The organism is Amycolatopsis sp. NBC_01488 (assembly GCF_036227105.1).
GTDB lineage: Bacteria > Actinomycetota > Actinomycetes > Mycobacteriales > Pseudonocardiaceae > Amycolatopsis.
Window position 1 is genome coordinate 8,373,973 of the sequence record NZ_CP109434.1, and the last position, 24,112, is coordinate 8,398,084.

Genomic DNA, 24,112 nt, shown 5'->3' on the forward strand with positions numbered 1-24,112 from the left:
GCCACTCCTCGTCGCGGGACTCGACCCGGCTCAGTCTTCCGCCCGGCGCGGGTCGGCACGATCGTGCTCACCCCATCGCGTCGTGGGCCGATGGGCCGGCGATGACGTCGAGGCAGGCGTCGACGCGGCGGCGCAGGGATTCGGCGGTGACCGCGCCGCCGGGCGCTTCGGCCGGCAGCCGGCTCACTTCGATGATCCCGCCCAGGACGAAGTCGGCCAGCGTCGCCGGATCCGGCAGGTGCTCGACGAGCCGGACGCACGCCGGGTGCAGCAGGTCGCGGTAGGCGTTCGCCGTCTGCTGGGACGCCGCGCTCGGGTAGAGGTTGCGGTAGAGATCCGCGTGCCGGGCCGCGAAGTCGCACAACCGGTGGATGACGGCACGAGGATCCTCCGCACCGGCATCCGGAGTCAGCTCCCGGAACGACGCGGCCACCGCCTGGGCGACAGCGTCGTCGCGGTCGCGGAAGTGCTGGTAGAAGACCTGCCGGCTGACCCCGGCGCGCTGGGTGATGTCACTGACCGAGATCCGCTCCACCCGGCGCTCCTCGATCAGCTCGAACGCGGCCCGGCGCAACCGGTCGCGTACCCGCGCGGCCCGGGGATCGGCGCTGTCGATCCGGGCGGGCGCCCGCACAGCCTCGTTCGTTGACACGTGTCGACGATAGCAGTAGCGTCGATTTCGACGACAGGTGTCAATGAAGATGAGGGGGCCGGCATGGCATGTCCCGTCCGGATCGCGAACTTCTCCGGTGCGATGGGTGACCGGTTCTCCGCCTTCGAGGAAGCCGTGCAGGGCGATCCGGTGGACGTGGTGATCGGCGACTCGATGGCCGAGATCACCATGTCGATGGTCGTCGCCGGCTTCCACGGCAACCCCGAGGGCCGCCGCCGGTTCTTCTCGGAGTTCTTCCTCCGCCAGCTGACCCCGCAGCTCGAAGCGATCGCCGAGAAGGGCATCAAGGTCGTCACCAACGCCGGGATCTACCACCCGGCCGGGCTGGCCGAGGCGATCCGCGCCGAAGTGACCGCAAAAGGCCTCGGCCTGAAAGTCGCGTACGTGACCGGCGACGACCTCACCGACACCGCGAAGGACCTGGTCGCCGACGGCCAGCTGAACCACCTCGAAACCCGGGCCCCGCTGGAGATCGACGAAGTGCTGGCCGTCAACGCCTACCTCGGCGGCTGGGGCATCAAGACCGCGCTCGACGAAGGCGCCGACATCGTCATCACCGGCCGCGTCGCCGACGCCTCCCTCGTCACCGGCCCCGCCGCGTGGTGGCACGGCTGGGATCGCGGCGAGCTGGACAAGATCGCCGGGGCGACCGCCGCCGCGCACATCATCGAGTGCGGGCCGCAGGCCACCGGCGGCAACTTCGCCGGCTTCACCGGCATCGCAGACAACACCCTGCCCGGCTTCCCGATCGCCGAAGTGGCCGAGGACGGCAGCTTCGTCATCACCAAGCGCACCGGCGACGGCGGCGCGGTCACCGTCGACACCGTCACCGCGCAGTTGATGTACGAGATCCAGGGCCCGCGCTACCTCAACCCGGACGTCACCTGGCACACCGACTCCATCGCGCTGGCCCAGGACGGCCCCGACCGCGTGCGCGTCACCGGCGCCCGCGGCAGCGCCGCATCGGAAACGACCAAGGTCGGCGTCAACTTCCAGCACGGCTACCGCGGCGCGACCTGGCTCTTCCCCACCGGCCTCGACGTCGAGGCCAAGATCGACGTCCTCAAGGCCCAGGCCGAGTGGGCGCGGCAGGACCACCCGGTCGACGAGCTGCACTTCTTCGTCTGCGGGCAACCGGTCCCCGACCCGGAGGACCAGTGGCAGGCCACCGTCGCCGTCCAGGTCGCCGCGGCCGCGCCGGACCAGAAGACCGTTTCCGGGTTCCTGAACCAGTTCTGCTCCTACGGCCTGGGCAGCATCCCCGGCTTCTACATCGACATGACCCAGATGTACTCGATGGGCGGCCAACCGCGCATCGACTACTGGCCCGGGCTCGTCCGCCAGGCCGACCTGCGCCATCAGGTCCACCTGCACGACGGCCGGGTGCTGGACATCGCTCCCCCACCGGACACGGTGGCTTTCGGCGGCCAGCCCGAAACCCCGTCGAGCGAGCCGGCATCGTCCGGTCCCACCGCGACCGTCCCGTTCGGACAGATCGTCTACGCGCGCACCGGCGACAAGGGCGCCAACGCCAACCTGGGCGTGTGGGCCCGCGACGAAGCCGCGTGGCCGTGGCTCGCCGGGTTCCTCACCGCCGAGCGCCTCCGCGAGCTGCTGAACTGCCCGAAGGACGTGGCCGTCGAACGCTACGAACAGGCGAACCTGCACGGCATTTCGTTCGTGCTGCGCGGCTACTTCCCGCCCAGCGGCTCGGCCAACCTCGCCCTCGACCAGATCGGCAAGTCCCTCGGCGAGTTCCTGCGCGCCCGCCACGTCGACGTCCCGACCGCCCTGCTGCCCTGACCGGAGAGTCCACAGTGGAAACCACCGACCCGCGGGCCCTGCGCGCCGCCATGCTCGAGGCCGTCCGGAACCGCGCCACCGACGACGAGTTCGACCCGCACGCGGAGCTCCGTGACGTCCTCGCCCCGCTCGGCCTGACGCCGGAGGACAGCGGCGGCACCGTCACGTTCCGCAAGCGCGACCCGCTGATGCCCAGCAGCCTGCGCATCGGCGGCGCGGCCGCGGTCGCGCTGGCCCAGCAGTCGGTGATCGCGGCGAAGCTGTGGCGGATGCGCACCGGCCTCGGCCAGGACATCACCGTCGACCTCGGCCAGGCCATCCGCCGGCTCGCCCCGGCGTCGGAAATGAAGTGGGAGACGCTCAACGGCTACCCCGCCGCCATGTCCGACCGCTCGATCGGCGCCTACTTCGGCTTCTACCCCACGCGGGACGGCCGCCGCGTCATCCCGGCCAACATCTACCCCGGGCTGAAGTCGAAGATGCTCGCCGTCCTCGACTGCGCCGACAACCCCGAAGCACTCGGCCGCGCCATCGCCCGCCACAGCGCCGACGAGCTGGAAGCGCTCGGCGAGGAGCACGGAATCGTCTTCGCGAAGGTCCGCAGCGTCGAGGAGTTCGTCGAGGAGCCGGTGTTCGAGCACCTCGCGGCCCGGCCGCTGATCGAGATCGAGAAGGTCGCCGACACCGCACCGGAACCGTTGCCGGAGTGGGGCACCCATCCGCTGTCCGGCATCCGCGCGCTCGGCATGGGCCACGTGATCGCCGGCGCGGGCATCGGCCGCTCGCTGGCCTCCCTCGGCGCGGACGCGCTCAACGTCTGGCGCGTCCTGGAGTTCGAAGAGGACCCGCTGATCGCCACGGCCAACGTCGGCGTCCGCTCGACCCGCCTCGACGTCCGCAACCCCGACGGGCAAGCGACCCTTCGCGCGCTGCTGCGTGACGCGGACATCTTCTACGCCAACCGCCGCCCGGGCCTGCTCACCGAACTCGGCGTCGACGCGGACCAGGCGTTCGCCGTCCGGCCCGGCCTGATCCACGTCACCGCCAGCTGCCACGGCGAAACCGGTCCCTGGGCCCGCCGCGTCGGGTTCGACCAGGTCGCCGGGACGGTGACCGGCATGGTCGCCGCCGAGGGCAGCCTCGAGGAGCCGAAGCTGCCGCCGACGTCGATCATCAACGACTACCTGGTCGCCTGGCTCGGCGCGACCGGCGCCATGGCGGCGCTGGCCCGCCGCGCCACCGAAGGCGGCAGCTACCGCGTGCACGTCTCCCTGACCCGGGCGGCGATGTGGGCGGTGACGCTCGGCTTCTTCGACTGGGACTACGTCCGTAAGGCCGTCGGCAGCGGCGGCGAGCACGAACTGCTCGACCCGCAGCTGTTCACCTCGCTCACGCCGCTCGGGATCTACCAGGGCGTCACGGAGAACGTCACGCTGTCGCGGACCCCGCACCACTACCTGAACGTGCTGTCCCCGCGCGGCGCCGACCAGCCGGTGTGGCTGCCCAAGCCCCGGCAGGTCGACGTGGCCGCACTGGCCAAGGCCCTGCGACGGCCGTGAAGTGGCGGGACGGACGGACGGCCTTGCGTCGAACGCCGTGTCAGCGACGAAGCCCGCCACTCCGTGGTCAATACAGCTAGAGGTCGATGACGACCTTGCCGTGGACGTGCCGGCCGGCCTGGAGCTCGGCTGCGCGCCGGATCTGCTCGATCGGGAAGCTCGCCGCGATCGGTACCCGGAGCCGGCCGGCCGCGACCAGGCGGGCGATCTCTTCCAGGGCGCCGACAGCGGCGTTCGCGCCGTTGGCCGCCGGCACTCCGTCGACTTGCGCGGCGACGGTGCAGATGCGGCCGTCCGGAACGCCGAGTTCCCGTGCGGTGTGCACGGTCTCCGTCCCGTGCAGGTCGATGGCGGCAGTGACGCCGCCGGGAGCGAGGGCGCGGACCCGGTCGGCCAGGCCGGCCCCGTAGGCGACCGGCTCGGCTCCGAGATCGCGCAGGAAGCCGGCCGATCCCGCCGACCCCGTCCCGAGCACGCGGGCTCCCGCGATCCGGGCCAGCTGGACAGCGAACACCCCGACCCCGCCCGCCGCGCCGCCGATCAGCACGGTGTCGTCCGGGCCCGGGTCGACCACGGCGAGGGCGGCGGATGCCGTGCGGCCGGCGATCGCGAGGGTGGCGGCGGTGCGGTCGTCGACGCCGTCGGGGGTGTGCCGGGCCTCGTTCGCCGCGATCCCCCCGGCCGGGTCGACCACCACGAAGTCGGCGACCGCGCGGGACAGGGCGCCCCCGAACACCCGGTCACCCGGTGCGAAGCCGGTCACTTCGGCACCGACCTGGTCGACCACGCCCGCGTAGTCGGTCCCGAACCCGGCCGGGAGGCTCAAGCCGAACCGGGCGGCGGTGCCCGCGTCGGCGGTCATGATCCAGTCCATCGGGTTCAGGCCGGCCGCGGTGACCCGCACCCGGACCTGTCCCGGACCGGCCTGCGGCGCGGGGATCTCGCGGAGGTGCAGGACTTCGGGACCGCCGAACGAATCGAGCTGGACCGCCCTGCTCCTGCCCGCCGACGGGTGCTCGCTCTGGTGCTGCATGGGCGCCTGTCTCCTTGAACCGAGCGAAACGGACTATGCTCCGTTTACCTGGACGACCTTAACACAACCGGAGCGTGATCCGTTTTGACTGAGGCGGAGATCCGTGGACCACGGGCGGACGCCACCCGTAACCGCGACCAGTTGCTCGCCGTGGCGACCCGCATGTTCGTGTCGGCTGACGCCGAGCCGTCGATGCGGGCGATCGCCCGGCAAGCCGGGGTCGGCATCGCCACGCTGTACCGGCACTTCCCGACCCGCGAGTCGCTGGTCGACGCGGTCTACCGGGACCAGGTGGTGCGACTGACGACCGGCGCCCGCGAACTGCTCGGCCGGCTGCCGCCGGCTACGGCGATGCGGCGCTGGATGGACTTGTTCGGAGACTGGATCGCGACCAAGAACGGCATGCTCGACACGCTGCTCGCGATGATCGAGGCGGGCGAGATCGCCCACGCCCGGACCCGGACCGAGCTGCTGGCCGCCATCACCACGATCCTGGACGCCGGCCGCGCAGCGGGCGACCTCCGCTCCGACGTCACCGCCGACGACATCGCCGCCGCCCTCATCGGCATCTTCACCGTGGCCCCGCGGCCCGAGCAGGCAGCCAAGGGCGACCGCCTGCTGAACCTCCTGATGGACGGCCTCCGCCCGCCGCCCGGCTGAGCCGCCTCCCACCGGCGGGCCGCACCCTGCTCGCGTTCGACGAACCGCAGCGGCAAGCGACGGGCATTTCGCGATCGAGCAACTCGACGTGCTCGAACGCGCTCAGGGCCGTCCGTCCACCCCGGGGTCGGTGAACACGTCCTGGTTCCGCCGCCGGCCCAGCATCGTCACCGCGATGAGGGCGGCCGCCGCGGCGGCGATGCCGCACACCAGGTAGCCGATGGCGTAGGCGTGGGAGAGTGCGTGGAACGCGACGTCCTTGAGGGGGTTGAACGGGATCGGCGTGCCGTCGGGCCCCGGTACCTGCGCCGGGACGCCGTTCTGCCCGAGCGGGCCGGACTTCACCGCGTGGACCGCGGCTTCCACCGCCGGGCGTTGCGCCGCGGGGACGTGCTGCGGTGCGGCGTAGAACGCGTCCAGTGCGGACTTGAGGGACGGGGACGAGGCGATTTCGGCGTTGATCGCGTTCGCGGCGTTCGTCAGCGCGATCGCGCCCACGATGGCGGGCCCGAGCGTCAGGCCGCCGTCGCGCAACATGCTCGTCGCCCCGCTGGCCATGCCGGCCTTGGACGTCGGGACGCTGTTCACGGCGACGACGGTGATCGAGGTGACGGCCAGCTTGAATCCGGCGCCGACGACCAGCAGCGGCGCCGCGACCGCCCCGATGGAGAGGTTCGTGGCCGGGATGGCGGCGAGCACGAAGTCGCCGATCCCGATCAGCGCCATCCCGGTCCCGAGCACGACGCCGGGGCTGAAGCGCTCGACCACCCGGGTACTGACCGGGAACAGCACCACGCCCATCACGTTCAGGCAGAAGAAGCCGAGGGACGTCGCGAGCGGGGTGTACTCCTGGATGGCCGACAGCCGGATGCTCGTCGCATACGCGGTGCCCAGGTAGGCGAACATGCCGACCACGGTCACCACCGCGGAGACCGTGAACACCCGGTTGCCGAACAGGTCCAGGCGGATCAACGGCCGGTCCACCCGGCGCTCGATCGCCACGAACAGCACCATGAACACGACGGCCACGACGAACCCGCCGATCACCGGAACGCTGCCCCAGCCGTCGTCGGCGCCCTGGATCACCGCGTACAGCAACGCGAACAGGGACACCGCGATGGTGATCTGGCCGGGCCAGTCCAGGGACCGGCCCAGCGGTGCGGCGGAGTTCTGCGCACCGGACAGGGTGATCACGCAGCTGACCACGGCCAGGACCGCCATGGCGAGGAAGGCGTAGCGCCAGCTCGCGTACTCACCGCCCGAGTGGTGGATGCGGGCCAGCAAGCCGGCCAGCACCGGGGAGATGAACCCGGCGCCGGTGAGGGCGGCGGCCCAGATCGAGATGGAGTGCGCGCGCTGCCGGACGCTCTGCGTACCCGCGGCGAGCATCGCGATCGACGTCGGGAAGATCGCCGCGGCGCCGATGCCGGACACCACCTGACCGGTGAGGAGCACCCCGGTACCGCCGCTGGGCGTGAAGAAGCCGAGCAGTCCGCCGACGGCCATCAGCGCGGCGCCGGCGGCCAGCAGCCGCTTGCGTCCGAAGAGGTCGCCGACCACGCCGAAGGACAGCTCGAGCAGCGTCACTGGCACCAGGAAGGCGTCGGAGATCCAGGTCAGCGTCGTCGACGAGGTGTGCAGGTCCTGGTTGATGAAGCCGTTGATGACGGCCGGGATGGACAGGCCGATCTGGGCGACGGCGACGGCCGCTGCCGCTGCCACCAGGGTGCCCCGTCGGAGCTCCACTGGTGCAGCCGGGCCGGAAGGGGCGACGGTCTCACTCACGGTTGTGAAGCAAACCACACCGAAAACCAGATGTACAGGTTTCCTGACTATTGCGTGGAGGTGGGCTTCTTCCGGGGTTTTTCGTCCGCCGGGCGGGGTGGTGGGTCACTTTCGACCCGGCGCTCGAGCAAGGCGCGACGGCACAGTTCCAGCGAGTGTTGCAGTTCGCCGGCCTGGCCGTCGGAAAGCAGCGAGAGCATGTGGTCCTGCAACGCGGCCACCTGCGGCCGCAGCCGATCGAGCAGCCGGTGGCCGGCGGGCGTCAGGGCGATGACGAGGCGGCGGCGGTCGGCGGGGTCGCGGTGGCGCTCGATCAGCCCGCGGTTCAGCAGCGTCGTGACCATGTCGGCCATGCTCTGGTCGGTGACGAAAGAGTGCCGGGCCAGGCGCGCGGCGGTGAGGTCGGGGTGACGTTCGAGGACGGTCAGGGCGGTGTACTGCAGCGTCGTGATGTCCGCCGGCCGGACGAGGGCGTCGAGTCCGGCGCGCACGGACAGCTCGACCTGCTTCACCAGGTACAGCAAAGTCGACGGCGGCGTCGCCGGATCGCCCGAACCGGCCCGGTGCGCCTGAGTGTCACCAGTCTTCATGGTCAGCCAGGACCTCCCTGGATGACCATCGTAGGCGTCGGCCCCCGCCGAGCCGGACGTCGATGATCAACGCGGGTGGCCCCGTTCACTGACCGAGAGCGGCCTTCTGCCAGTCCCGGCGGTGCTAACGAGGTGGCCTGCCCGCGGGCCACCAGCGCGCGTCGGTGGGCATGGCGTAGCCGCGGACGGATGCGACCGGCTTGCGCCGCGCGGTGCGGGCCAGGGCGGCGAGCCAGAGCACACCGACGAGGGCGACCAGGACGAGGCCCGACCAGGTGAACACGGTGAACAGGTTCACCTGCTCCTCGGTGGGCTGGGGCAGATAGCCCGCCTCCAGGGTGCCCGGCCGGCCGGTGAGCAGAAGGGTGATCAGGACGGCGATGCTGTTCATCGAGTCCCATAGCGCGTGCAGCAGCGAGACGCCGAGGTAGGCGGCCACCAGCCGCGCGGTCAGCAGGAAGTGGTCGCGGGTGCTGCGGGAAAACAGCACGCCGCCCAGGATCGCCGTCCACAGGCCGTGCCCGAACGGTGCGAGCAGGCCGCGCAGCAGCTCGGTGGACACCAGATCCATCAGCGACAGACCGTGCGCGGTGATCATCGCGGTCAGGGCGTACCCGGCGGACTCGAAGGCGGCGAACCCGAACCCGACGCTCGCGCCCAGCACCAGGCCGTCGCGGACCGACTTGTGCACCAGGTGACGGGTCAGCAGCGCCAGCGCCGCCAGCTTGACCGCTTCCTCGATCAGGCCGACGCCGAAGAACAGCCACGGCGAGGGATGCAGCAGGTAGCTCTCCAGCAGCGAGGCGCCCAGCACGCCGAGCACGCCGCCGACCGCGAAGACCCGGAACACCAGCTCCCCGGTGACCTCGCCGGAGTGGCGGTGCTGGAACGCCCACGCGACGAACGTGGCCGGGACGAGGAAGCTGCCCAGCAGGACGACCGTGGGGATCAGGTTGGCGTTCTGAGTGGCGTAGGTGATGACCACCGCGGCCACCCACAGCACCAGCCCGCCGAAGAGCATCCGCAACCACGGCCGGCGGCTGCGGCGCGCGGTCGGTTCGTTCACGACCATGGGAATCACTGCCTCCTTCGGCCAGAACGGCTCAACCGGGCGCAGCACCGGCGATACGCGGGCCCGCCGGCGACTTCCCGTGCCCCGAGTCCGGCTCTACCCCTTCCCCGCCGTCCTAACCGACCGGGTGCCTGGCGGCCGGCATCCCGTTCGGCTGAGCCCCGCGTCGCGGCCGGTGCGTCTACACCCCTGCGGGGGTACAGTCAAGGGCGCGTGAGGTTGAGCCCGAGCCCTGCGTGAGCCCTCCGCTCGCTTTCGGATCCAGGATCGATGCGGTGGCGAGTTCACCTCCGCGTCCACTGCGCGCGCTTGTCGCCCGCTTCCCCCGGGAGGCCATCGCCATGTCGCAACCACCGTCCGTCCACGTTCAGCCGCTCGCACCGCTCCTGCGGGTGCTGCGGACCTGCCGGCGAAACGACCTGCTGGTCATCAGCGCCGACGGTGAAGTCGACCTGTCCAGCGCCGGGCTGCTGCGCCGCGCGCTGTGGCAGGACTTGCCTCAGCACACCGTCCTGGACCTCAGCGGCGTGTCCTTCATGGCCGCGGCCGGGCTGCGGGTGCTCGAAGAAGCGGCCGAGCGAGCGCACCTGGAGCGCCGGCGGATCGCCGTGGTCGCCACGACGCGCCCGGTGACGCGCCTTCTGCGGCTGGCCGGCTTCGACCGGATACCCGTCTACTCACGGCTGGCCGACGCGGTCCGCGAACTGCCGTCCTGGCCGGTCGCGGAACCGCTCCTCTGGCATTCCATCGAGGAACGTGGAAGGTTGGCTCCACGAGGGCTGGATCAAGGTTCCGCGGAGGTGTCGAGGAAGGCGCGACGATGGACCACCGGACGCACGACGTTTCCGCGGCCCTGCTCGAGCTGACGGAGTCGTTGCGAGCCGGCGAGTCCCGCGACGAGACCCTGGCGCGGCTGGCCGCCCGGGTGGTGACGGTGCTGCCCGGTGCCGACGCCGCGAGCGTGACGTTGTTCGACGGCGGCGTGCCCCGCACCATCGCCACCACCGAGGAAAGCGTGCTCGTCCTCGACAAGGCGCAGTACTCCCTCGATGACGGCCCCTGCCTCGAGGCGACGCGCACCGAGACGGTCGTCCGCACCGACACGGCACTGGCCCGCCGGAGATGGCCCGCGTTCGGCGAGGCCGCGGCCGCGGCCGGTGTCGAAACGATGCTGTCCTGTCCCTTGTTCGTCGGCGTCGACGACGCGGTGACCGGGGAAACGGCCCGTCACCACGACCTGTCGGGCGCGCTGAACGTGTGGAGCCGGCAGGAACACGCCTTCGACCCGATGGACGCGGCCCTGGTCGCGTTGTTCACCAGCGCCATGTCCGGGATCATCCTGACCGCGGCCCGGTGGGCCCACGCCCAGCTCCAAGCCCGGCAGCTGGTCACCGCACTGGAGACCCGCGACACGATCGCCACCGCCAAGGGCATCGTGATGGCCCGCCGCGGGCTGACCGCCGACGAGGCCTTCGCCTGGCTCACCGAGCTCTCCCAGCGGACGAACCGCAAGATCCGCGACATCGCCGCGATCATCCTGGCCCAGCCGGCGATCGTCGAACCCGACTAGCGCGGAGACGCAGCGAGCCGGGCCTGATCCGGGGCCGTCCGCCATGCCCGCCGGACCAGATCCGAGCTGGCGTTCGACGTCGCCGTTCCCGCGGGCTGACCGGGGTGCGCTCATCATGGCTCCGGGTCGGCGACCTCGGCCGGGTGGAGCTGCCTGGTCACGATGTCGGCGGCGACGTCGAGCAGTGACCGGCCGCAGGCGAACGCATAGGCCCGGATCCGGGCCCGGGCCGCCGTGGGCGACAGGTGGAGCACGGCCATCACCATGCCAGTGGCCTGGGACACCTGCCGGTACCGCATGCCGGCCCCGGACATCGTGGCACCGGGTCCGTCGAGCCAGCGGCCGGAGTTCGCTGCCAGACCGGACAACGCGAGCGCGTCGATGCCTGCCAGCTGGCGGACGATGACCAGATCACCGGTGCTCAGCGGACCAGGGGTCCCGCGATGGGTGTCGAGGGTCGCGACGGGCATCGCTTCCATCAGTACCGGGAAGGTGAACAACGCTTCCACTGGCTGGGTTGCCGCCTCGACGGCGAAGACCGGCCAGGCCGGTGCGAGGTCGGCGCCGAGGTCGGGCACGAGCACCGGGTCGCCGCCGCGTACGCCTCGAAACTCGGTCCTTCGCCCAGCGCGAACTGCAGGTCCGCCAGGGCGGTGCTCACCGCGTCAGTGGCATACACCAGCTCACGCTGCCCGGTACGGGCCACGACGGTGATCGCGGCACCGTCCACCGGCACCAGCCGCACGCACTCCCGGCACACCCGGCCGAGCAGGTCGATCCCGCCGTCGGCGGCGTCCGCGCGCAACGCGGACAGGACGCTCGCGGGCAGCCTCGGAGCTCAGTCATCGCTCATGGTTCCGGAGTCGGCGTCGGGTGATTGGTCGAGCGACGAGCTGTCCGTCGGATGTGTGGCGATCGGGAGGTCCCTTCGAGAATGATCGGCCGCTGCCTTGGTCGAAGCACAGCGGACGGACCGCCGTCCGGATCCCGGCTCGGTGTTCGGGATCGTGGCGGTGGCGCGCAGGATCCGGACGTTCGCCGCGGCAGTCCGCCGCGTGCGGAAACTTGCCGCCGACGCCGTCGGCATGCCGTGGGCGAGGTGGATCGCGCTGACGCGCTCCGGCGGCGGTGGTCGTGTGCGGGCCCGACGTCATGTCGGTGCTCCCGTCCTCGACCGCTGACACCGGCCGAACTGGGTCGTCCGGGAACGACGGCGTTTGACCACCCACGTACGAGATGCCCACGGACTACACCCGACCATACCCCCCGGCATCGCGGAGCCAGGCCGGCGGACCTTCTCAGCGGCCCGTCCCGCGCATCCAGTGCAGCGTCCGGCATGAAGCGGGTGACCCGCTGTGGCGTTCGGCCACCGTGGAGAGGACCGTGGGGGGCATGACGCGACCGGATCCTGATGCCGACTCGCTCGCCGCGGAGGGCCGTCGCCTGCTGGATTCACTGGCCAGGCGGGCCGCGGTCGACGAAGCGGTCGGCGTCCTGCGGGGCTGGCAGGGCTGCGATGCCGCGCAAGCCCGCGACGACCTGACCGGGGACACCGGTGCGGCCGGGCTCGGCGTCGAGGCGGCCCGGGTCGCGGCGGCCGTCGACGCCCGGGCCGACGGCACGGCCGACCCGGACTACGGGGGCTGGACCTGAGCCTGGTCAGGCGGTCAGGTCGGCCGGGGCGAGGGTGCCGTCGGTGATCGCGCGGGTGACTTCCCGCAGCACGAGGTGGTGCCTGGTGGCGTGGCCGATCACCGGCGCGCGGGCTTCCGCGGGCGTGATGGCGAGGGTGCCGGCGACCAGGCCGACGGCGTGGTCGAGCTGGACCCGGTCGTTGAGGGCGGTGACGGTGGCCTCGAGCAGCCGGTCCGCGCGGCGGTCGCCGCGCTCCTGGACCAGGGCGAGCACCGCCAGGTCCGACACCACCTGCGCCAGGTCGAGCTGCCACCGCGGCAGGGTCGTCGCGGTGTCGTAGAGCAGGTTGAACCCGCCGACAGCGGCTCCGTCCAGCCGCAGCGGGACCGCGACCACCGAGCGGTACCCCGCCTCCAGTGCGGCCGGCACGAAATCGGGCCACCGGTCCCGCTCGGCCGCCAGGTCGGCCGCGGTGATCAGCTCGACCGCCGCGATGCAGTCCACGCACGGCCCCTGGTCGATGGAGGTCTGCAGCAACTCCACGAACCGGGCCGGCTCGTCCGAGGCCGCCACCACCTCCAGAGCCCCACCGGCACCAGTCAGCATCACGCCGGTCGCGGTCGCCCCGAGCAACCCGGTGCCGACCTCGGTGACCAGGCGCAGCACCGTCGCGTTGTCCGGACTGCCCACCAGGCGCGAAGTGATCGAGACCAGCGCACTGGCCAGGTCGGGTGGGGCCGTGCCGGACTCCCAGTCAAGGCGGTTGTTCATGGTGCCTCCTGCTGAGGGGATCATTCGGCCAGCTCGTCCAGAGAGATGCGCCGCTCCAGGATGTCCCGGGCGACGTCCAGCACCGACCGGTCCCGGCCGAAGGCGTGGGCGCGCAGCCGGGCGAACGCGTCGTCGAGGGTGACCTGCAGCTGCGCGGCGAGCATGCCGGTGGCGACGTTGACGTCCTGGAACGAAGCAACGGGACGGGGCGCGAAGTCGTGGCCGGCCCGCTCGGCCTCGCGGGTGTGCCGCAGCAGGGCCGCCGTGGCCAGGTCCGCCGCCAGCGCGGCGTCCCGCCGTTCGGCGCTGGGCAGCCCCCCGGGACGGCGGCGGACCAGCTCCAGGGTGCCGAACCTGATCGCCCCGAACCGGAGCGGGAACGCGAACACCGCCGCCGCGCCCACCGCCAGCGCCGCGTCGGCGAAGCCCGGCCAGCGCACCTGCTCGACGCTCAGGTCGGAGACCAGCACCGGGCTACCGCTGCCGAACGCCTCCACCCCCGGTCCCTCGCCGACGGTGTACTGGAGCTCCGCCAGTTTCGCGGCCCACTGGTCGCTGGCACCGAGCACCTCCTCGGCGCGGGCGCGGCCCCGCAACGCCAGAATGGCCGCGTCGACCTGCTCCAGGGTGTCCACGCAGGCCAGGCACACCGTTTGCGCCCAGCTGTCGCGGCGCCCCGGTACCTCGGCGGCCGCGGCGATCGCGCGCCACAACCGCTCCCGAGGCTGTCCATCCACCGTCGCGCCCTCTCCACGCTGCGGGCCACCGGGCCGACACCCGGAACCGCCAGCCTACGAGAGACCGCCGCAGCGGGCACGCGCGGCGCGGCCGTGGGCCGGGTGACAACGCGCGGCACGGCCCGCCGGGCCGGCACGGTGGGCCGGCCGTGCTGCTCGACCTCCACACCGGCGCGGCCACCGACTCAGGCGGTCAGCACGTCGGCCACGAACCGCTCGGCGACCTCGCGCAGCCGCAGCAAACGCCGCAACGAAGCCGATTGGCGCGAAGGTGGCCACTGCCATCACGCCGGAAGCGACCGCCCGCGGACCGCGAAGACCGCCGTTGCCCGGGGGAACTCGAAACGACCGGGCGACTTGGTGCCGGGCGGTGGCACCGAGGTCTTCGTCACGGGCGCAACAGCACCTTGGTCCAGCCGTCGTCGCGGTGGTCGAACTTCTCGTAGCCCTCCGCGGCCTGCTCCAGCGGCAGCTCGTGCGAGACCAGGAACGACGGGTTCGCCTTCCCGGTGATGATGAGGTCGCGCAGCTGCCGGTTGTAGCGCTTGACCGGGGCCTGGCCGGTGCCCATCTGCTGTCCCTTCATGAAGAAGCTGCCGTAGTCGAAGGCGATCCGGCCGTGCTTGGCCAGTTCGTTCGCCGCGCCCGGGTCGTCCGGCAGGTACACCCCGACCACGCCGATGCCGCCGGTCGAGCGCACCGTCTTGACCAGGTTGTCCAGCACCAGCTCCGGGTGCTCTTCGCCGGTGTGGTCGTGCGCCTGGTAGCCGACCGCCTCGACGCCGCAGTCGGCGCCCGCACCGCCGGTCGCGGCCATGATCTGCTCGACGGGGTCGGCCTCGGCCAGGTCGATCGGGAGCGCCCCGATCTTCTCGGCCATGGCCAGTCGGTCACGTTCCTTGTCCACGACGTAGACCTCGGCCGCGCCGCGGATCACCGCGCTGTGCGCGGCCATCAGCCCGACCGGCCCGGCGCCGAACACCACGACCCGGTCGCCGGGGCGCAGCCCGGCCAGCTCGGTGCCGTGCCAGCCGGTCGGGAAGATGTCCGACAACATGGTGAAGTCGTTCTCGTGCTCGGTACCCCCGGGCAGCTCCAGCAGGTTGAAGTCCGCCCACGGCACCCGCAGGTACTCCGCCTGGCCACCGTCGTACGGCCCCATGTTGGCGTAGCCGTAGGCGGCACCGTCGACTCCCTCGGTCGGGTTGGCGCGCAGGCAGAACGACGTCCAGCCCTCGAGGCAGTTGCGGCAGGTCCCGCAGGCGATGTTGAACGGCACCGACACCCGGTCGCCGACCTTGATCCGGGTGACGCCGGACCCGATTTCGGCGACGAAGCCCATGTTCTCGTGGCCGAGGATCTTGCCTTCTTCGACGTTCGTGCGGCCTTCGTACATGTGCAGGTCCGACCCGCAGATGTTCGTCGTGGTGATCTTGACGATCGCGTCGGCCGGCTGCTCGATCTTCGGTTCGGGGACGTCGCGCACCTCGACGCTGCGCGGTCCCTGGTACACCACTGCCTTCATTTCGGCTCCTCGCTCATCAGTCGGGTCCAAGTCCGCGACTACCCGCCGCCGGGGGCGGTAATCCCCGGGCAACCGCTCGTCAAGCGAAGGCAGCTCGAGACGGCACCCGCGACCCGCGCTAGGCTCGGGTGGCCGGGGTTCCTCGTGCGTGCCGATCCGGTGGTCCGTACCTCCGCAGCACAACCGCTTTGCGCGACCGCCGAAGGATCTCGCCCTCCTCGTCCAGCAGTGGGCCCGTCACGGGGCACCTTTTGCTCCGACGTACTGAGGCAGGAGAGCCACATCATGCGATCGGCCCACGACCGGCGATGGCCCGCGGTGCTCGACGAGGTCACCGGCGCACTCGATGCCCTGACCAGCACCCTGGCGACCGAGGACGACTTCGCGGTGCTGCTGCACCGGATGTGCGAGCAGGTCGTCACCGCCGTGCCCGGGGTCGACGAAGCCACCATCACCCTGCTGACCGACCACCAGCCCGCGACCGGGATCTTTCCCTTCGCCGACGGCAATCCCACCGTGCTGCTGAACTACAAGACCGACGACGTCGACGCCGAATTCACCGGGACACCCGTCGACCGGGTGCGCGCGGCGTTCGGACCGGAACCGACCGGCCGCACGCTGGGCGAAGTGCTCGACGCGATGGAGACGGCCGACAACCTGCTGTTCGACTCGGTGGAGCAGGCGCGGATGGACCGCTGGCACCGCGGCCGGGTCGTGCTCGTCGGAGACTCGGCCTGGTGCGTCACCCTCTACGCGGGAATGGGCGTGTCGATGGGGATGTCCGGTGCGGACCTGCTCGGCACCATGCTGGAACGCCACCCCGGGAACGTGGCGGGTGCCCTGGCCGCATGAGACCGCACATTGCGTCCCCCTGTGGAGGTCTTCCAGCGCAACGGGATCCAGCAACGCCAGTTCTTCGTCCAGAACGGCGCCGTCGAGTTCGCGCTCCGCAGGGTCATGACCCGGGCGTTGCGGCTCCCGGCGGCTTCCTCCGTGCTGCGGCAGCTGCAGCTGCAGAACAAGGCCGGCCGGCTGAAGGACGCCGACATCGCCCTGGCCTGAGGACCGGGTCGCGGCCCCGGTCGGCTGAACCGCGACGGCGGTCAACGTCGGCGTGCCCGTCTGGCCATCCGCAGGCCCGCGCAGGGTCCGCGGTGTCGTCTGCCATGGTAGAGACGACCGACGCGGCATGGCGAGGGCCTTGGTCCCGCGGCCGCGGGACCAAGGGCTTGCGGAAGGAGGCACAGGACGGTGCACCATCGGACGCCAGGCCGTGCGGCCTGGATCGCGGTGCTGCTGATCGCCGGATGTGCCGGGCCTCCCCACCCGGCGACGCCCGCGGAATCGAGCCGGCCCGCGGCCACCACGTCATCGGCCGCGGTGCCGTCGGCGAGCCAGGATCCGGCGCGGTTCGCCGGCCAGGTGCGGACCCGGGCCGCCGAGGCGGGCGTGGCGCCGCAGCTGGTGATGGCGATCTTGTACAACGAGTCGTACAAGCCGCACGACCCCGACCTGGAACGAGAGTGGCAGAAGCTCAAGCCGGACGCGGCGTTCGGGGTGGCGAACATGCACCGGGCCACCTACGACCAGACCAAACGCGGCCGGCCCTTCGCCGGACGGGACTGGACGGAGCTGCCCGACGATCCGGATCTGGCGATCCGGGCCGAGGCCTGGTATCTGCACGACCTCGCAGCCCAGCTCCCCGCGAAGCACTCCGGTGCCTACACCGCCGACGAGTTGCTCGCGCTCGGCTACAACACCGGCCCAGCCACCATGAAAGCCTTCGCCCGCGGCACCCGGCCCGGCTCGCAGGCACAGTCCTATCTGGACACCCTCCGCGGCAACTGGGCCAAAGCGGCAGCCGCCCTCGGCCATCCCTGACAACGACAGCCGCGGAGTGTGCGGTTGCGCACCGCGACCGTGTCGCCGCCGGCCGGTAGTTACCCCTCGGCGTCCGCGGCGAGCTTCCCGGCCAGCCGCTCGAGCAGCCGGGTGAGCGTCTCCCGCTCCGGCTCGGAAAGCTGGTCGAAGAAGTACCGGCGGACGGTGGCCACGTGCTCCGGAGCGGCCGCCTCGATCGCCGTGCGGCCGCTCGGCGTCAGCCGCACCATCCACCCCCGGGCGTCGTCGGCGCAGTCTTCGCGGGTGAGCAGGCCGCGTTTCTCCATCCGCCGGACCTGGTGGGAAACCCGGCTGCGATCCCACCCCACGACGCGGCCCAGCTCCCGCATCCGGACGACGCCATCCGGAGCCTCCGCCAGGGGCACCAGGAGGGCGTAGTCGGCGCCGGAGAGGCCGGCGTCCCGCTCGAGCTGCCGGTCGAACGCGCGCTGCAGGTCCCGGGTGAGGTCGCGATACGCCTGCCACAACCGGGCTTCCCGCTCGTCCAGCCAGCGCGCGTCAGCCATGCCCGCCACGATAGCTCGGGCTTTGTTGACACGTCTACAGACGGCGAGCATAGTTTGTCGACGCGTCACCAAACTCGGACGGCAGTGCGGCGAGCGAGGGCAAGCGGGTGCTCGCCGTGCGTTCGTCCACCGAAGGGAACCCCCGATGAAAGCCCTGCTCGCCCGCACCTACGGCCCGCTGGAGCACCTGGAGATCGGCGACCTGCCGCGACCGGCGCCCGGCCCGGGACAGCTGCTGGTCCGCGTCGAAGCCGCGGCCGTGAACCCGATCGACGTCGCACTGGTGACCGGCCGGCTGCGGGCGGAACTGCCGGTGCGCCATCCGTTCGTGCCCGGCGTCGACGTCAGCGGCGTGGTGGCGGCCGTCGGCGCCGGGACCGGGCCGTTCGCGATCGGTGACGCGGTCATCGCGTGGAAGGGCGTGCCCTCCGGCGCGTTCGCCGAATACACGATCGTCCGGGCCGACGACTCGGCCGCGGTGCGCCCCGCGGGCCTCGATGCGCGACGCGGCGCCGCGCTGCCCACCGGGGCACTGACCGCCGCCGCCCTGCTCGACGAAGCCGGGCTCGGGCCGGGGTCGACGCTGCTGGTCGTCGGCGCCACCGGGGGCCTCGGCAGCTACACCGTCCAGCTCGCCAAACGAGCCGGGGCGACCGTGTTCGCCACCGGACGCACCGGCGACGGCGGCTATCTCCGAAACCTCGGCGCCGACGATGTGATCGACTACAGCACGGAGAACGTCGCCGAGCGCATCCGCGATCGGGCACCCGACGGCGTCGACGCCGTCATCGACGTCGCCCAGGCCGGGCCCGCGCTGGCCTCCTCCGCGGCCGCCGTGAAGCCCGGCGGCCTGGTGGTCTCCCCGCTCGGCGGACCACCGTCCTTCGACCGAAACGTCACCGCCCGCTACACCGGCACCACCACCCCCACGGGGCGGCTCGCCGAGCTGGCCGGGCTGGCCGCGACCGGCGACCTGCGCGTCGAGATCGACCGTGAGTACCCCTTCACCGAAGCCCGACAGGCGTTGACCGACTTCGCCGGCCGCCACGTCCGCGGCAAGCTCGTCATCACCTTTTGAGCCGCAGCAGGGAAGGACCGTTGACGCAACCCTGACGACCGGCCCCGTCGTCTCTACGGTTTCCCTACGCGCACGCCGGAATCTTGACGGTTTCCATATGCCGCTCCCCCGGCCCGTCAGGCACGCTGCGGTACGTGCCGGCATCCACCTCATGGCTCAAACGGCTGGTACTCGGACGGCCGTTCCGCAGCGACACCCTCGGCGAGACGCTCCTTCCCAAGTGGCTCGCCCTGCCGATCTTCGCCAGCGACCCGCTGTCCTCGGTGGCCTACGCGACGCAGGAGATCCTGCTGATCTTGAGCATCGGCGGCCTGGCGTACCTGACGCTGGCGCCGTGGATCGGGCTTGCCGTCGCGGTCCTGTTGACCGTGGTCGTGCTGTCCTACCGGCAAGTCGTGCGGGCCTACCCCAGCGGCGGCGGCTCCTATGAAGTCGCTTCGCGCAACCTCGGCAGTTCGGCGGGACTCGTCGTGGCCGGCGCGCTGATGGTCGACTACATCATGACCGTCGCGGTGTCGGTCGCGTCCGGCGTGGACAACATCATCTCCGCGGTGCCCGAGCTCAACGACTACCGCATCGCCTTGAACCTCGGCTTCGTCCTGCTGCTGATGGCGATGAACCTGCGCGGCATCCGGGAGTCCGGCCGCGCCTTCGCCATCCCGACCTACCTGTTCATCGGCGGGGTCGTGCTGATGATCGCACTCGGCCTCGGCCAGGCCGTCGCCGGCCACGCGCCGGTCGCCGAAAGCGCCGGCTACGACGTCCGCCCCGAACAGGCCGGCTTGACCGGCCTGGCGCTCGTGTTCCTGCTGCTGCGGTCCTTCTCCTCCGGCTGCACCGCGCTCACCGGCGTCGAGGCGATCTCCAACGGCGTGCCCGCGTTCCGCAAGCCCAAGAGCGCCAACGCGGCCAAGACGATGACCGCGATGGGCGCGACCGCGGTCGTCATGTTCGGCGGCATCACCGCGCTCGCCATGATCAGCCACGTCCGGATCGCCGAAGACACGTGCGACCTCACCGGGTTCCGCGGCGACTGCACCACCGACCCGCAGCGCACCGTGATCAGCCAGGTCGCCGCGGCGGTGTTCGGCGGCGACCATTCGGTGCTGTTCTACTTCCTGCAGGCCGCGACGGCACTGATCCTGATCCTCGCCGCGAACACCGCGTTCAACGGGTTCCCGCTGCTGGCCTCGATCCTCGCCCAGGACCGCTACCTGCCACGCCAGCTGCACACCCGCGGCGACCGGCTCGCCTTCTCCAACGGGATCGTCGCGCTCGCCCTCGTCGCCGGGGCCCTGATCTTCGCCTTCGACGGCTCGACGACCCGCCTGATCCAGCTCTACATCCTCGGCGTCTTCACGTCGTTCACCCTGTGCCAGGCCGGCATGGTCCGGCACTGGAACCGCGCGCTCGCCGGCAGCACCGACGCCCGTGAGCGCCGGTCGATCCACCGCTCCCGGCTGATCAACGCCGTCGGCGCGGTCCTGACCGCGATCGTCCTGATCGTCGTGCTGGTCACGAAGTTCACCCACGGCGCCTACCTGGTCGTGATCGCGATCCCAGCCTTGTTCGTCCTGATGCGGACGATCCACCGGCACTACACCCACGTCCGCGAGGAACTCCTGCCGGACGAGGAAAGCGAGCTGCTGCCCAGCCGCGTCCACGCCGTCGTCCTGGTGTCGACGCTGCACAAGCCGAGCCAGCGCGCCGTCGCGTTCGCCCGCGCGACCCGCCCCGACACCCTCACCGCGATCACGGTCAACGTCGACGACACCGACACCCGCGCACTCCAGCGGCAGTGGGAGCAACGCGGGATGAAGATCCCGCTCAAGGTTCTCGAGTCGCCGTACCGGGAAATCAGCCGGCCGGTGGTGCAGTACGTGAAGAACCTGCGGCGCGCCAGCCCCCGCGACGTCGTCAGCGTCTACATCCCCGAGTACGTCGTGGGGCGCTGGTGGGAGAACATCCTGCACAACCAGAGTTCACTGCGGCTGAAGGGGCGGCTGCTGTTCGAGCCGGGCGTCATGGTCACCAGCGTCCCGTGGCAGCTGAGTTCCACCAGCCGCCGCGACCTCCAGCGCGTCCGGCCAGTGCCCGGCGACCTCCGCCGCGGCGTCGCCACGCAGCGGCGTCCGGGCTGACGGACTCCGTTCGACGATTTCGATTTTGCACTGCGACAGCGTCATCTCGTATTCAAGATCTTCAGCTAACGCAAGGTAAACGACTAGGGCGATCAGCTCAGCCCACCTAGCCCAGAAGCCAGAAAAGTGATATTTACCACTCTCTTCGGTCTTGATCGAACCCGTTGTGAGCGACCCGTCACCGCCTCTACAGTGGCCCGCGTGACTCCGGAGAGAGCCACCCAATCCCATTGAGCGGTCCACTGGACCGTTACATTCGTCAACAAGGAGCAGGCCTTGCTTCCACATGCCATGCAGCGGCCGGGTTCGCACTCGCCGTGCCGCGCTCGGGCTCGCCCTCACCGTCGCAGTCGCCACCGCCCTCACCGGCTGCAGCGCGCTCGGCTCGGACAGCTCGAACGCCGCACCGACCGGAGGCGCCCTGGAGAAGCCGAAGATCAAGGTCGCGATCTTGCCCACGGTCGACACCGCACCGCTTTGGCTCGCCCAGGACGCCGGCTACTTCAAGGACGAAGGCCTCGAAGTGGACGCCGTCGTGGCTGCGAGCGGCCAAGCGGCGATGACGAAGGCCATCTCCGGCGAAACCGACATCGCGATTTCGAGCTATATGCCGTTCTTCGTCGCGAAGAGCACCGGAACAGCCGACATGCAACTCGTCGCGGACGCGACCTCGATCAGCCCGAAGTCCGTCGCGATCGTCACCGTGCCCAACTCGCCGGTGAAGACGATCAACGACCTCCAGGGCAAGCGCATCGCGATGACCGCGAAGAACACGGCGAGCGACCTGCTGGCCAAGTCGCTGATGAAGGACCACGGCGTCGACTACAACAGCGTGCACTGGGTCCAGATCCCGTTTCCGAATGTCGCGGCGGCGCTGCAGCAGGGTCAGGTCGACGCGGCCTTGTTGCCCGAGCCGTTCATCTCGCAGGCCGCCAAAACCGCGGGCGCGATCCCGGTGATCGACGTCAACACCGGCGCCAGCCAGGACTTCCCGCTTTCGGGCTACGGCGCGACCAGGAAGTGGGTGCAGGCGAACCCGAAGACCCTCGCCGCCTTCCAGCGCGCGATGCAGCGGGCCACCAGCGAAACGAACAAGGACCGGTCCAAGATCGAACCGCTGCTGGTCAAATACGCCAAGATCGACGAAGACACCGCGAAGCTGCTCAGCTTGCCGAGCTTCGGTACCAAGCTGGACGCCCGGCGTCTGCAGCGGGTACCGGACCTGATGGCCCAGATGGGGGCGATCACGTCCTCTGTGGACGCTGCTTCGATGATCGCGCCGCAAGCAACCAACTGACGCGGCTACCGGCCGGACCTCCGGCCTGAGCGATGCCGAATCGCACGTTCAGGCCGGAGGCCGCTCACCACCACGCTCAAGTCGTCGACAAGTCGGTCAGTACGGCGAGTCGGCCGACCCGGCGACGCAGACGCGGACCAGGGTCGGGCGGTGGTCCGCGAGAGCCGTGTCGAGGCTCCGGACCAGCTCCGACGGCTGCGTGATCGTCACGCCCTGGCAGCCCATGCTCACCGCCAGCGCCGCGAAGTCGATGCCGCCCAGCTCGGTGCCCGGCAGCTTGCCGCCGCCGATCGAGTCACCGAAGAGGCGGACCGCCGCGTACTCGGAGTTGTCGAGAATCAGGATCGTCACCGGCACTTCCTGCCGCGCGGCCGTCCACAGTGCCTGGATGCCGTACATACTCGCCCCATCACCGATCACGCCGACGACCTTGCGGTCCGGCCGGGCGAGCGCCGCCCCGACCGCGGCCGGCACGCCGTAGCCGAGCGAGCCGCTGCCCGTCGTCAGGAAGCCGGTGTCGGTGGCCTTGATCGGCAGGTGGTCGTGCAGGTAGCCACGGTGACTGGGCGCCTCCTCGACGACGATCGCGTTGTCCGGCAACAGGTCCGTGAGCGTCGAGTAGACGAACTCGGCGGTCAGCTTCTCGTCGCCGGGCTTCGCCGGACGCTCCAGCGGGGCCGGCGCGGGCCGGCTGCTCCGGTCGACGACGTTCAGCAGCGCGCGGACGCCCAGCTTCGGCGTCGCCCGGATGCCGGTGCCTTCGAAGGCACGCGCGAGGATCTGCTCGTCGTCGCTGACGATGAACAGCGGCGGCAGCGGAGCTTCCCCGCGCCCGCGGTCGACGTGGTAGGTGAAGGCGGGCGCCCCGAGCACGACGACGAGGTCGTGCGCGGCGAGCTTGTCCGAGATGGCACCGCGTTCGGGATCGAGGAAGCCCTGGAACAGCGGGTGGTCCTCGGGGAACGAGCAGCGGTAGGACATCGGCGCGACGTACACGCCCGCCTGGAGGCGTTCGGCGAGGGCGACGGTCTCGACGACGGCACCGTCGTGGTCGACGGCTCCCCCGACGACGATCGCCGGCCGTTCGGCGGCCTCGAGTGCCGCGGCGAGTTCGTCGATCGACTCGGGATCCGGTGCGAAGCCGCGGATGCGGGGCCGGGCGATGATCGGGCGTTCGGTGGTGGCGGTCCAGTCGTCGGCGGGCACGGACACGAAGACCGGCCCGGACGGCGCCTGCGTCGCGACGTGGTAGGCCCGGGCGAGCGCGGCCGGGACGTCCTCGGCGGTGGCGGGCTCGACGGACCACTTGACGTACGGCTTGGGGAACTCCGGCGCGTCGATGGCGCCGAGGAAAGGATCGTGCGGCACGAGGGACCGGGTCTGCTGCCCGGCGACGATGATGAGGGGCGTGCGGTTGCGGTAGGCGTTGAAGAGGTTGCCGAGCCCGTGCCCGACGCCGCCCGCGGAGTGCAGGTTGACGAGGACGGCCTGGCGCGTGGCCTGGGCGTAGGCGTCGGCCATCGCCACGACGGCGGACTCCTGCAGGCCGAGGACGTAGTCGAAGTCGTCCGGCCAGTCGGTGAGGAACGGGACCTCGGTGGTGCCGGGGTTGCCGAACACCGTGGTGAGGCCGAGTTCGCGGAGGAGTTCGCGGGTGGCATCCAGGACCGTGCGCTTGTTCATGGGCACAGACTAATGCTTAGTCTTGCGAAGGAAAGCCCTCCAAGTGGACGCACTGATGATCAGGCCGGCTCGCCACGGCGTTCGGAAAAGCG

General features: G+C 71.1%; 23 protein-coding genes. 12 read left to right on the plus strand and 11 right to left on the minus strand.

What is annotated here, in order from left to right:
* Positions 1 to 67: 67 nt before the first annotated feature.
* On the minus strand, positions 68 to 652 hold the full coding sequence (locus OG738_RS39245; protein WP_329048678.1) for a TetR/AcrR family transcriptional regulator: 585 nt from the start codon (positions 650 to 652) through the stop codon (positions 68 to 70).
* A 63-nt stretch (positions 653 to 715) separates the two neighbouring features.
* Here OG738_RS39245 and OG738_RS39250 point away from each other — a divergent pair, with 63 nt between their 5' ends.
* Positions 716 to 2,476: an acyclic terpene utilization AtuA family protein gene (locus OG738_RS39250; RefSeq protein ID WP_329048679.1), complete on the plus strand. Its 1,761-nt coding sequence runs from the start codon at positions 716 to 718 to the stop codon at positions 2,474 to 2,476.
* Positions 2,477 to 2,490: 14 nt separating this feature from the next.
* The gene (locus tag OG738_RS39255) at positions 2,491 to 4,035 is read left to right on the plus strand and encodes a CoA transferase (protein ID WP_329048680.1); all 1,545 of its coding nucleotides are present in this window, start codon (positions 2,491 to 2,493) and stop codon (positions 4,033 to 4,035) included.
* A gap of 76 nt (positions 4,036 to 4,111) precedes the next feature.
* Here OG738_RS39255 and OG738_RS39260 read toward each other — a convergent pair whose 3' ends face one another.
* Complete coding sequence (locus OG738_RS39260; RefSeq protein WP_329048682.1) at positions 4,112 to 5,068, minus strand: NADP-dependent oxidoreductase; 957 nt, start codon at positions 5,066 to 5,068, stop codon at positions 4,112 to 4,114.
* 84 nt (positions 5,069 to 5,152) lie between these two features.
* Here OG738_RS39260 and OG738_RS39265 point away from each other — a divergent pair, with 84 nt between their 5' ends.
* Entirely contained in the window at positions 5,153 to 5,728 is a 576-nt protein-coding gene (locus OG738_RS39265; RefSeq protein WP_329048684.1) for a TetR/AcrR family transcriptional regulator, read from the plus strand.
* 102 nt (positions 5,729 to 5,830) lie between these two features.
* Here OG738_RS39265 and OG738_RS39270 read toward each other — a convergent pair whose 3' ends face one another.
* The 3 genes from OG738_RS39270 to OG738_RS39280 form a co-directional block, all read right to left on the minus strand.
* Positions 5,831 to 7,450, minus strand: a complete 1,620-nt coding sequence (locus OG738_RS39270) for an MFS transporter (RefSeq protein ID WP_329048686.1) — start codon at positions 7,448 to 7,450, stop codon at positions 5,831 to 5,833.
* 110 nt (positions 7,451 to 7,560) lie between these two features.
* The gene (locus OG738_RS39275) at positions 7,561 to 8,103 is read right to left on the minus strand and encodes a MarR family winged helix-turn-helix transcriptional regulator (RefSeq protein WP_329048687.1); all 543 of its coding nucleotides are present in this window, start codon (positions 8,101 to 8,103) and stop codon (positions 7,561 to 7,563) included.
* Between the two features lie 124 nt (positions 8,104 to 8,227).
* Positions 8,228 to 9,175, minus strand: a complete 948-nt coding sequence (locus OG738_RS39280) for a PrsW family intramembrane metalloprotease (RefSeq protein WP_329048688.1) — start codon at positions 9,173 to 9,175, stop codon at positions 8,228 to 8,230.
* A 341-nt stretch (positions 9,176 to 9,516) separates the two neighbouring features.
* Here OG738_RS39280 and OG738_RS39285 point away from each other — a divergent pair, with 341 nt between their 5' ends.
* Complete coding sequence (locus tag OG738_RS39285; protein ID WP_329048691.1) at positions 9,517 to 10,041, plus strand: STAS domain-containing protein; 525 nt, start codon at positions 9,517 to 9,519, stop codon at positions 10,039 to 10,041.
* A complete protein-coding gene (locus OG738_RS39290) occupies positions 9,996 to 10,745 on the plus strand; it encodes a GAF and ANTAR domain-containing protein (RefSeq protein ID WP_329048692.1) in 750 nt (249 codons plus the stop codon). The genes OG738_RS39285 and OG738_RS39290 overlap by 46 nt, the downstream gene beginning before the upstream one ends.
* 113 nt (positions 10,746 to 10,858) lie before the next feature.
* Here OG738_RS39290 and OG738_RS39295 read toward each other — a convergent pair whose 3' ends face one another.
* The gene (locus OG738_RS39295) at positions 10,859 to 11,329 is read right to left on the minus strand and encodes an ANTAR domain-containing protein (RefSeq protein ID WP_329048694.1); all 471 of its coding nucleotides are present in this window, start codon (positions 11,327 to 11,329) and stop codon (positions 10,859 to 10,861) included.
* 808 nt (positions 11,330 to 12,137) lie between these two features.
* On the opposite strand from OG738_RS39295, the gene OG738_RS39300 reads away from it, so the two are divergent.
* The gene (locus OG738_RS39300) at positions 12,138 to 12,398 is read left to right on the plus strand and encodes a hypothetical protein (RefSeq protein ID WP_329048695.1); all 261 of its coding nucleotides are present in this window, start codon (positions 12,138 to 12,140) and stop codon (positions 12,396 to 12,398) included.
* Between the two features lie 6 nt (positions 12,399 to 12,404).
* On the opposite strand, the gene OG738_RS39305 is transcribed toward OG738_RS39300, so the two are convergent.
* The 3 genes from OG738_RS39305 to OG738_RS39315 form a co-directional block, all read right to left on the minus strand.
* Positions 12,405 to 13,151 (minus strand): GAF domain-containing protein, encoded by a 747-nt coding sequence (locus tag OG738_RS39305; RefSeq protein WP_329048697.1) that lies wholly within the window; start codon positions 13,149 to 13,151, stop codon positions 12,405 to 12,407.
* Between the two features lie 20 nt (positions 13,152 to 13,171).
* Positions 13,172 to 13,888, minus strand: coding sequence for an ANTAR domain-containing protein (locus OG738_RS39310; RefSeq protein WP_329048698.1), 717 nt, complete (start codon positions 13,886 to 13,888; stop codon positions 13,172 to 13,174).
* 388 nt (positions 13,889 to 14,276) lie between these two features.
* Positions 14,277 to 15,413 (minus strand): glutathione-independent formaldehyde dehydrogenase, encoded by a 1,137-nt coding sequence (locus OG738_RS39315; protein ID WP_329048700.1) that lies wholly within the window; start codon positions 15,411 to 15,413, stop codon positions 14,277 to 14,279.
* A 285-nt stretch (positions 15,414 to 15,698) separates the two neighbouring features.
* Here OG738_RS39315 and OG738_RS39320 point away from each other — a divergent pair, with 285 nt between their 5' ends.
* The 3 genes from OG738_RS39320 (at position 15,699) to OG738_RS39330 (ending at position 17,294) form a co-directional block, all read left to right on the plus strand.
* The gene (locus OG738_RS39320; RefSeq protein WP_329048701.1) at positions 15,699 to 16,265 is read left to right on the plus strand and encodes an FAD-dependent monooxygenase; all 567 of its coding nucleotides are present in this window, start codon (positions 15,699 to 15,701) and stop codon (positions 16,263 to 16,265) included.
* A 21-nt stretch (positions 16,266 to 16,286) separates the two neighbouring features.
* Positions 16,287 to 16,475 (plus strand): hypothetical protein, encoded by a 189-nt coding sequence (locus OG738_RS39325; RefSeq protein ID WP_329048703.1) that lies wholly within the window; start codon positions 16,287 to 16,289, stop codon positions 16,473 to 16,475.
* 189 nt (positions 16,476 to 16,664) lie between these two features.
* Positions 16,665 to 17,294, plus strand: coding sequence for a transglycosylase SLT domain-containing protein (locus OG738_RS39330; RefSeq protein WP_329048705.1), 630 nt, complete (start codon positions 16,665 to 16,667; stop codon positions 17,292 to 17,294).
* Positions 17,295 to 17,353: 59 nt separating this feature from the next.
* On the opposite strand, the gene OG738_RS39335 is transcribed toward OG738_RS39330, so the two are convergent.
* Positions 17,354 to 17,821, minus strand: coding sequence for a MarR family winged helix-turn-helix transcriptional regulator (locus OG738_RS39335; protein ID WP_329048707.1), 468 nt, complete (start codon positions 17,819 to 17,821; stop codon positions 17,354 to 17,356).
* A gap of 145 nt (positions 17,822 to 17,966) precedes the next feature.
* Here OG738_RS39335 and OG738_RS39340 point away from each other — a divergent pair, with 145 nt between their 5' ends.
* The 3 genes from OG738_RS39340 (at position 17,967) to OG738_RS39350 (ending at position 22,337) form a co-directional block, all read left to right on the plus strand.
* The gene (locus OG738_RS39340; RefSeq protein WP_329048708.1) at positions 17,967 to 18,899 is read left to right on the plus strand and encodes an NADP-dependent oxidoreductase; all 933 of its coding nucleotides are present in this window, start codon (positions 17,967 to 17,969) and stop codon (positions 18,897 to 18,899) included.
* A gap of 134 nt (positions 18,900 to 19,033) precedes the next feature.
* Entirely contained in the window at positions 19,034 to 21,040 is a 2,007-nt protein-coding gene (locus tag OG738_RS39345) for an APC family permease (protein WP_329048709.1), read from the plus strand.
* A 286-nt stretch (positions 21,041 to 21,326) separates the two neighbouring features.
* On the plus strand, positions 21,327 to 22,337 hold the full coding sequence (locus OG738_RS39350; protein WP_329048712.1) for an ABC transporter substrate-binding protein: 1,011 nt from the start codon (positions 21,327 to 21,329) through the stop codon (positions 22,335 to 22,337).
* Positions 22,338 to 22,433: 96 nt separating this feature from the next.
* Here the strand turns inward: OG738_RS39350 and mdlC are convergent, their stop codons facing one another.
* Positions 22,434 to 24,020 carry a benzoylformate decarboxylase gene (gene mdlC / locus OG738_RS39355; RefSeq protein ID WP_329048714.1) on the minus strand — a complete coding sequence of 529 codons (1,587 nt, stop codon included), beginning with the start codon at positions 24,018 to 24,020 and terminating at the stop codon, positions 22,434 to 22,436.
* Positions 24,021 to 24,112 lie beyond the last annotated feature (92 nt).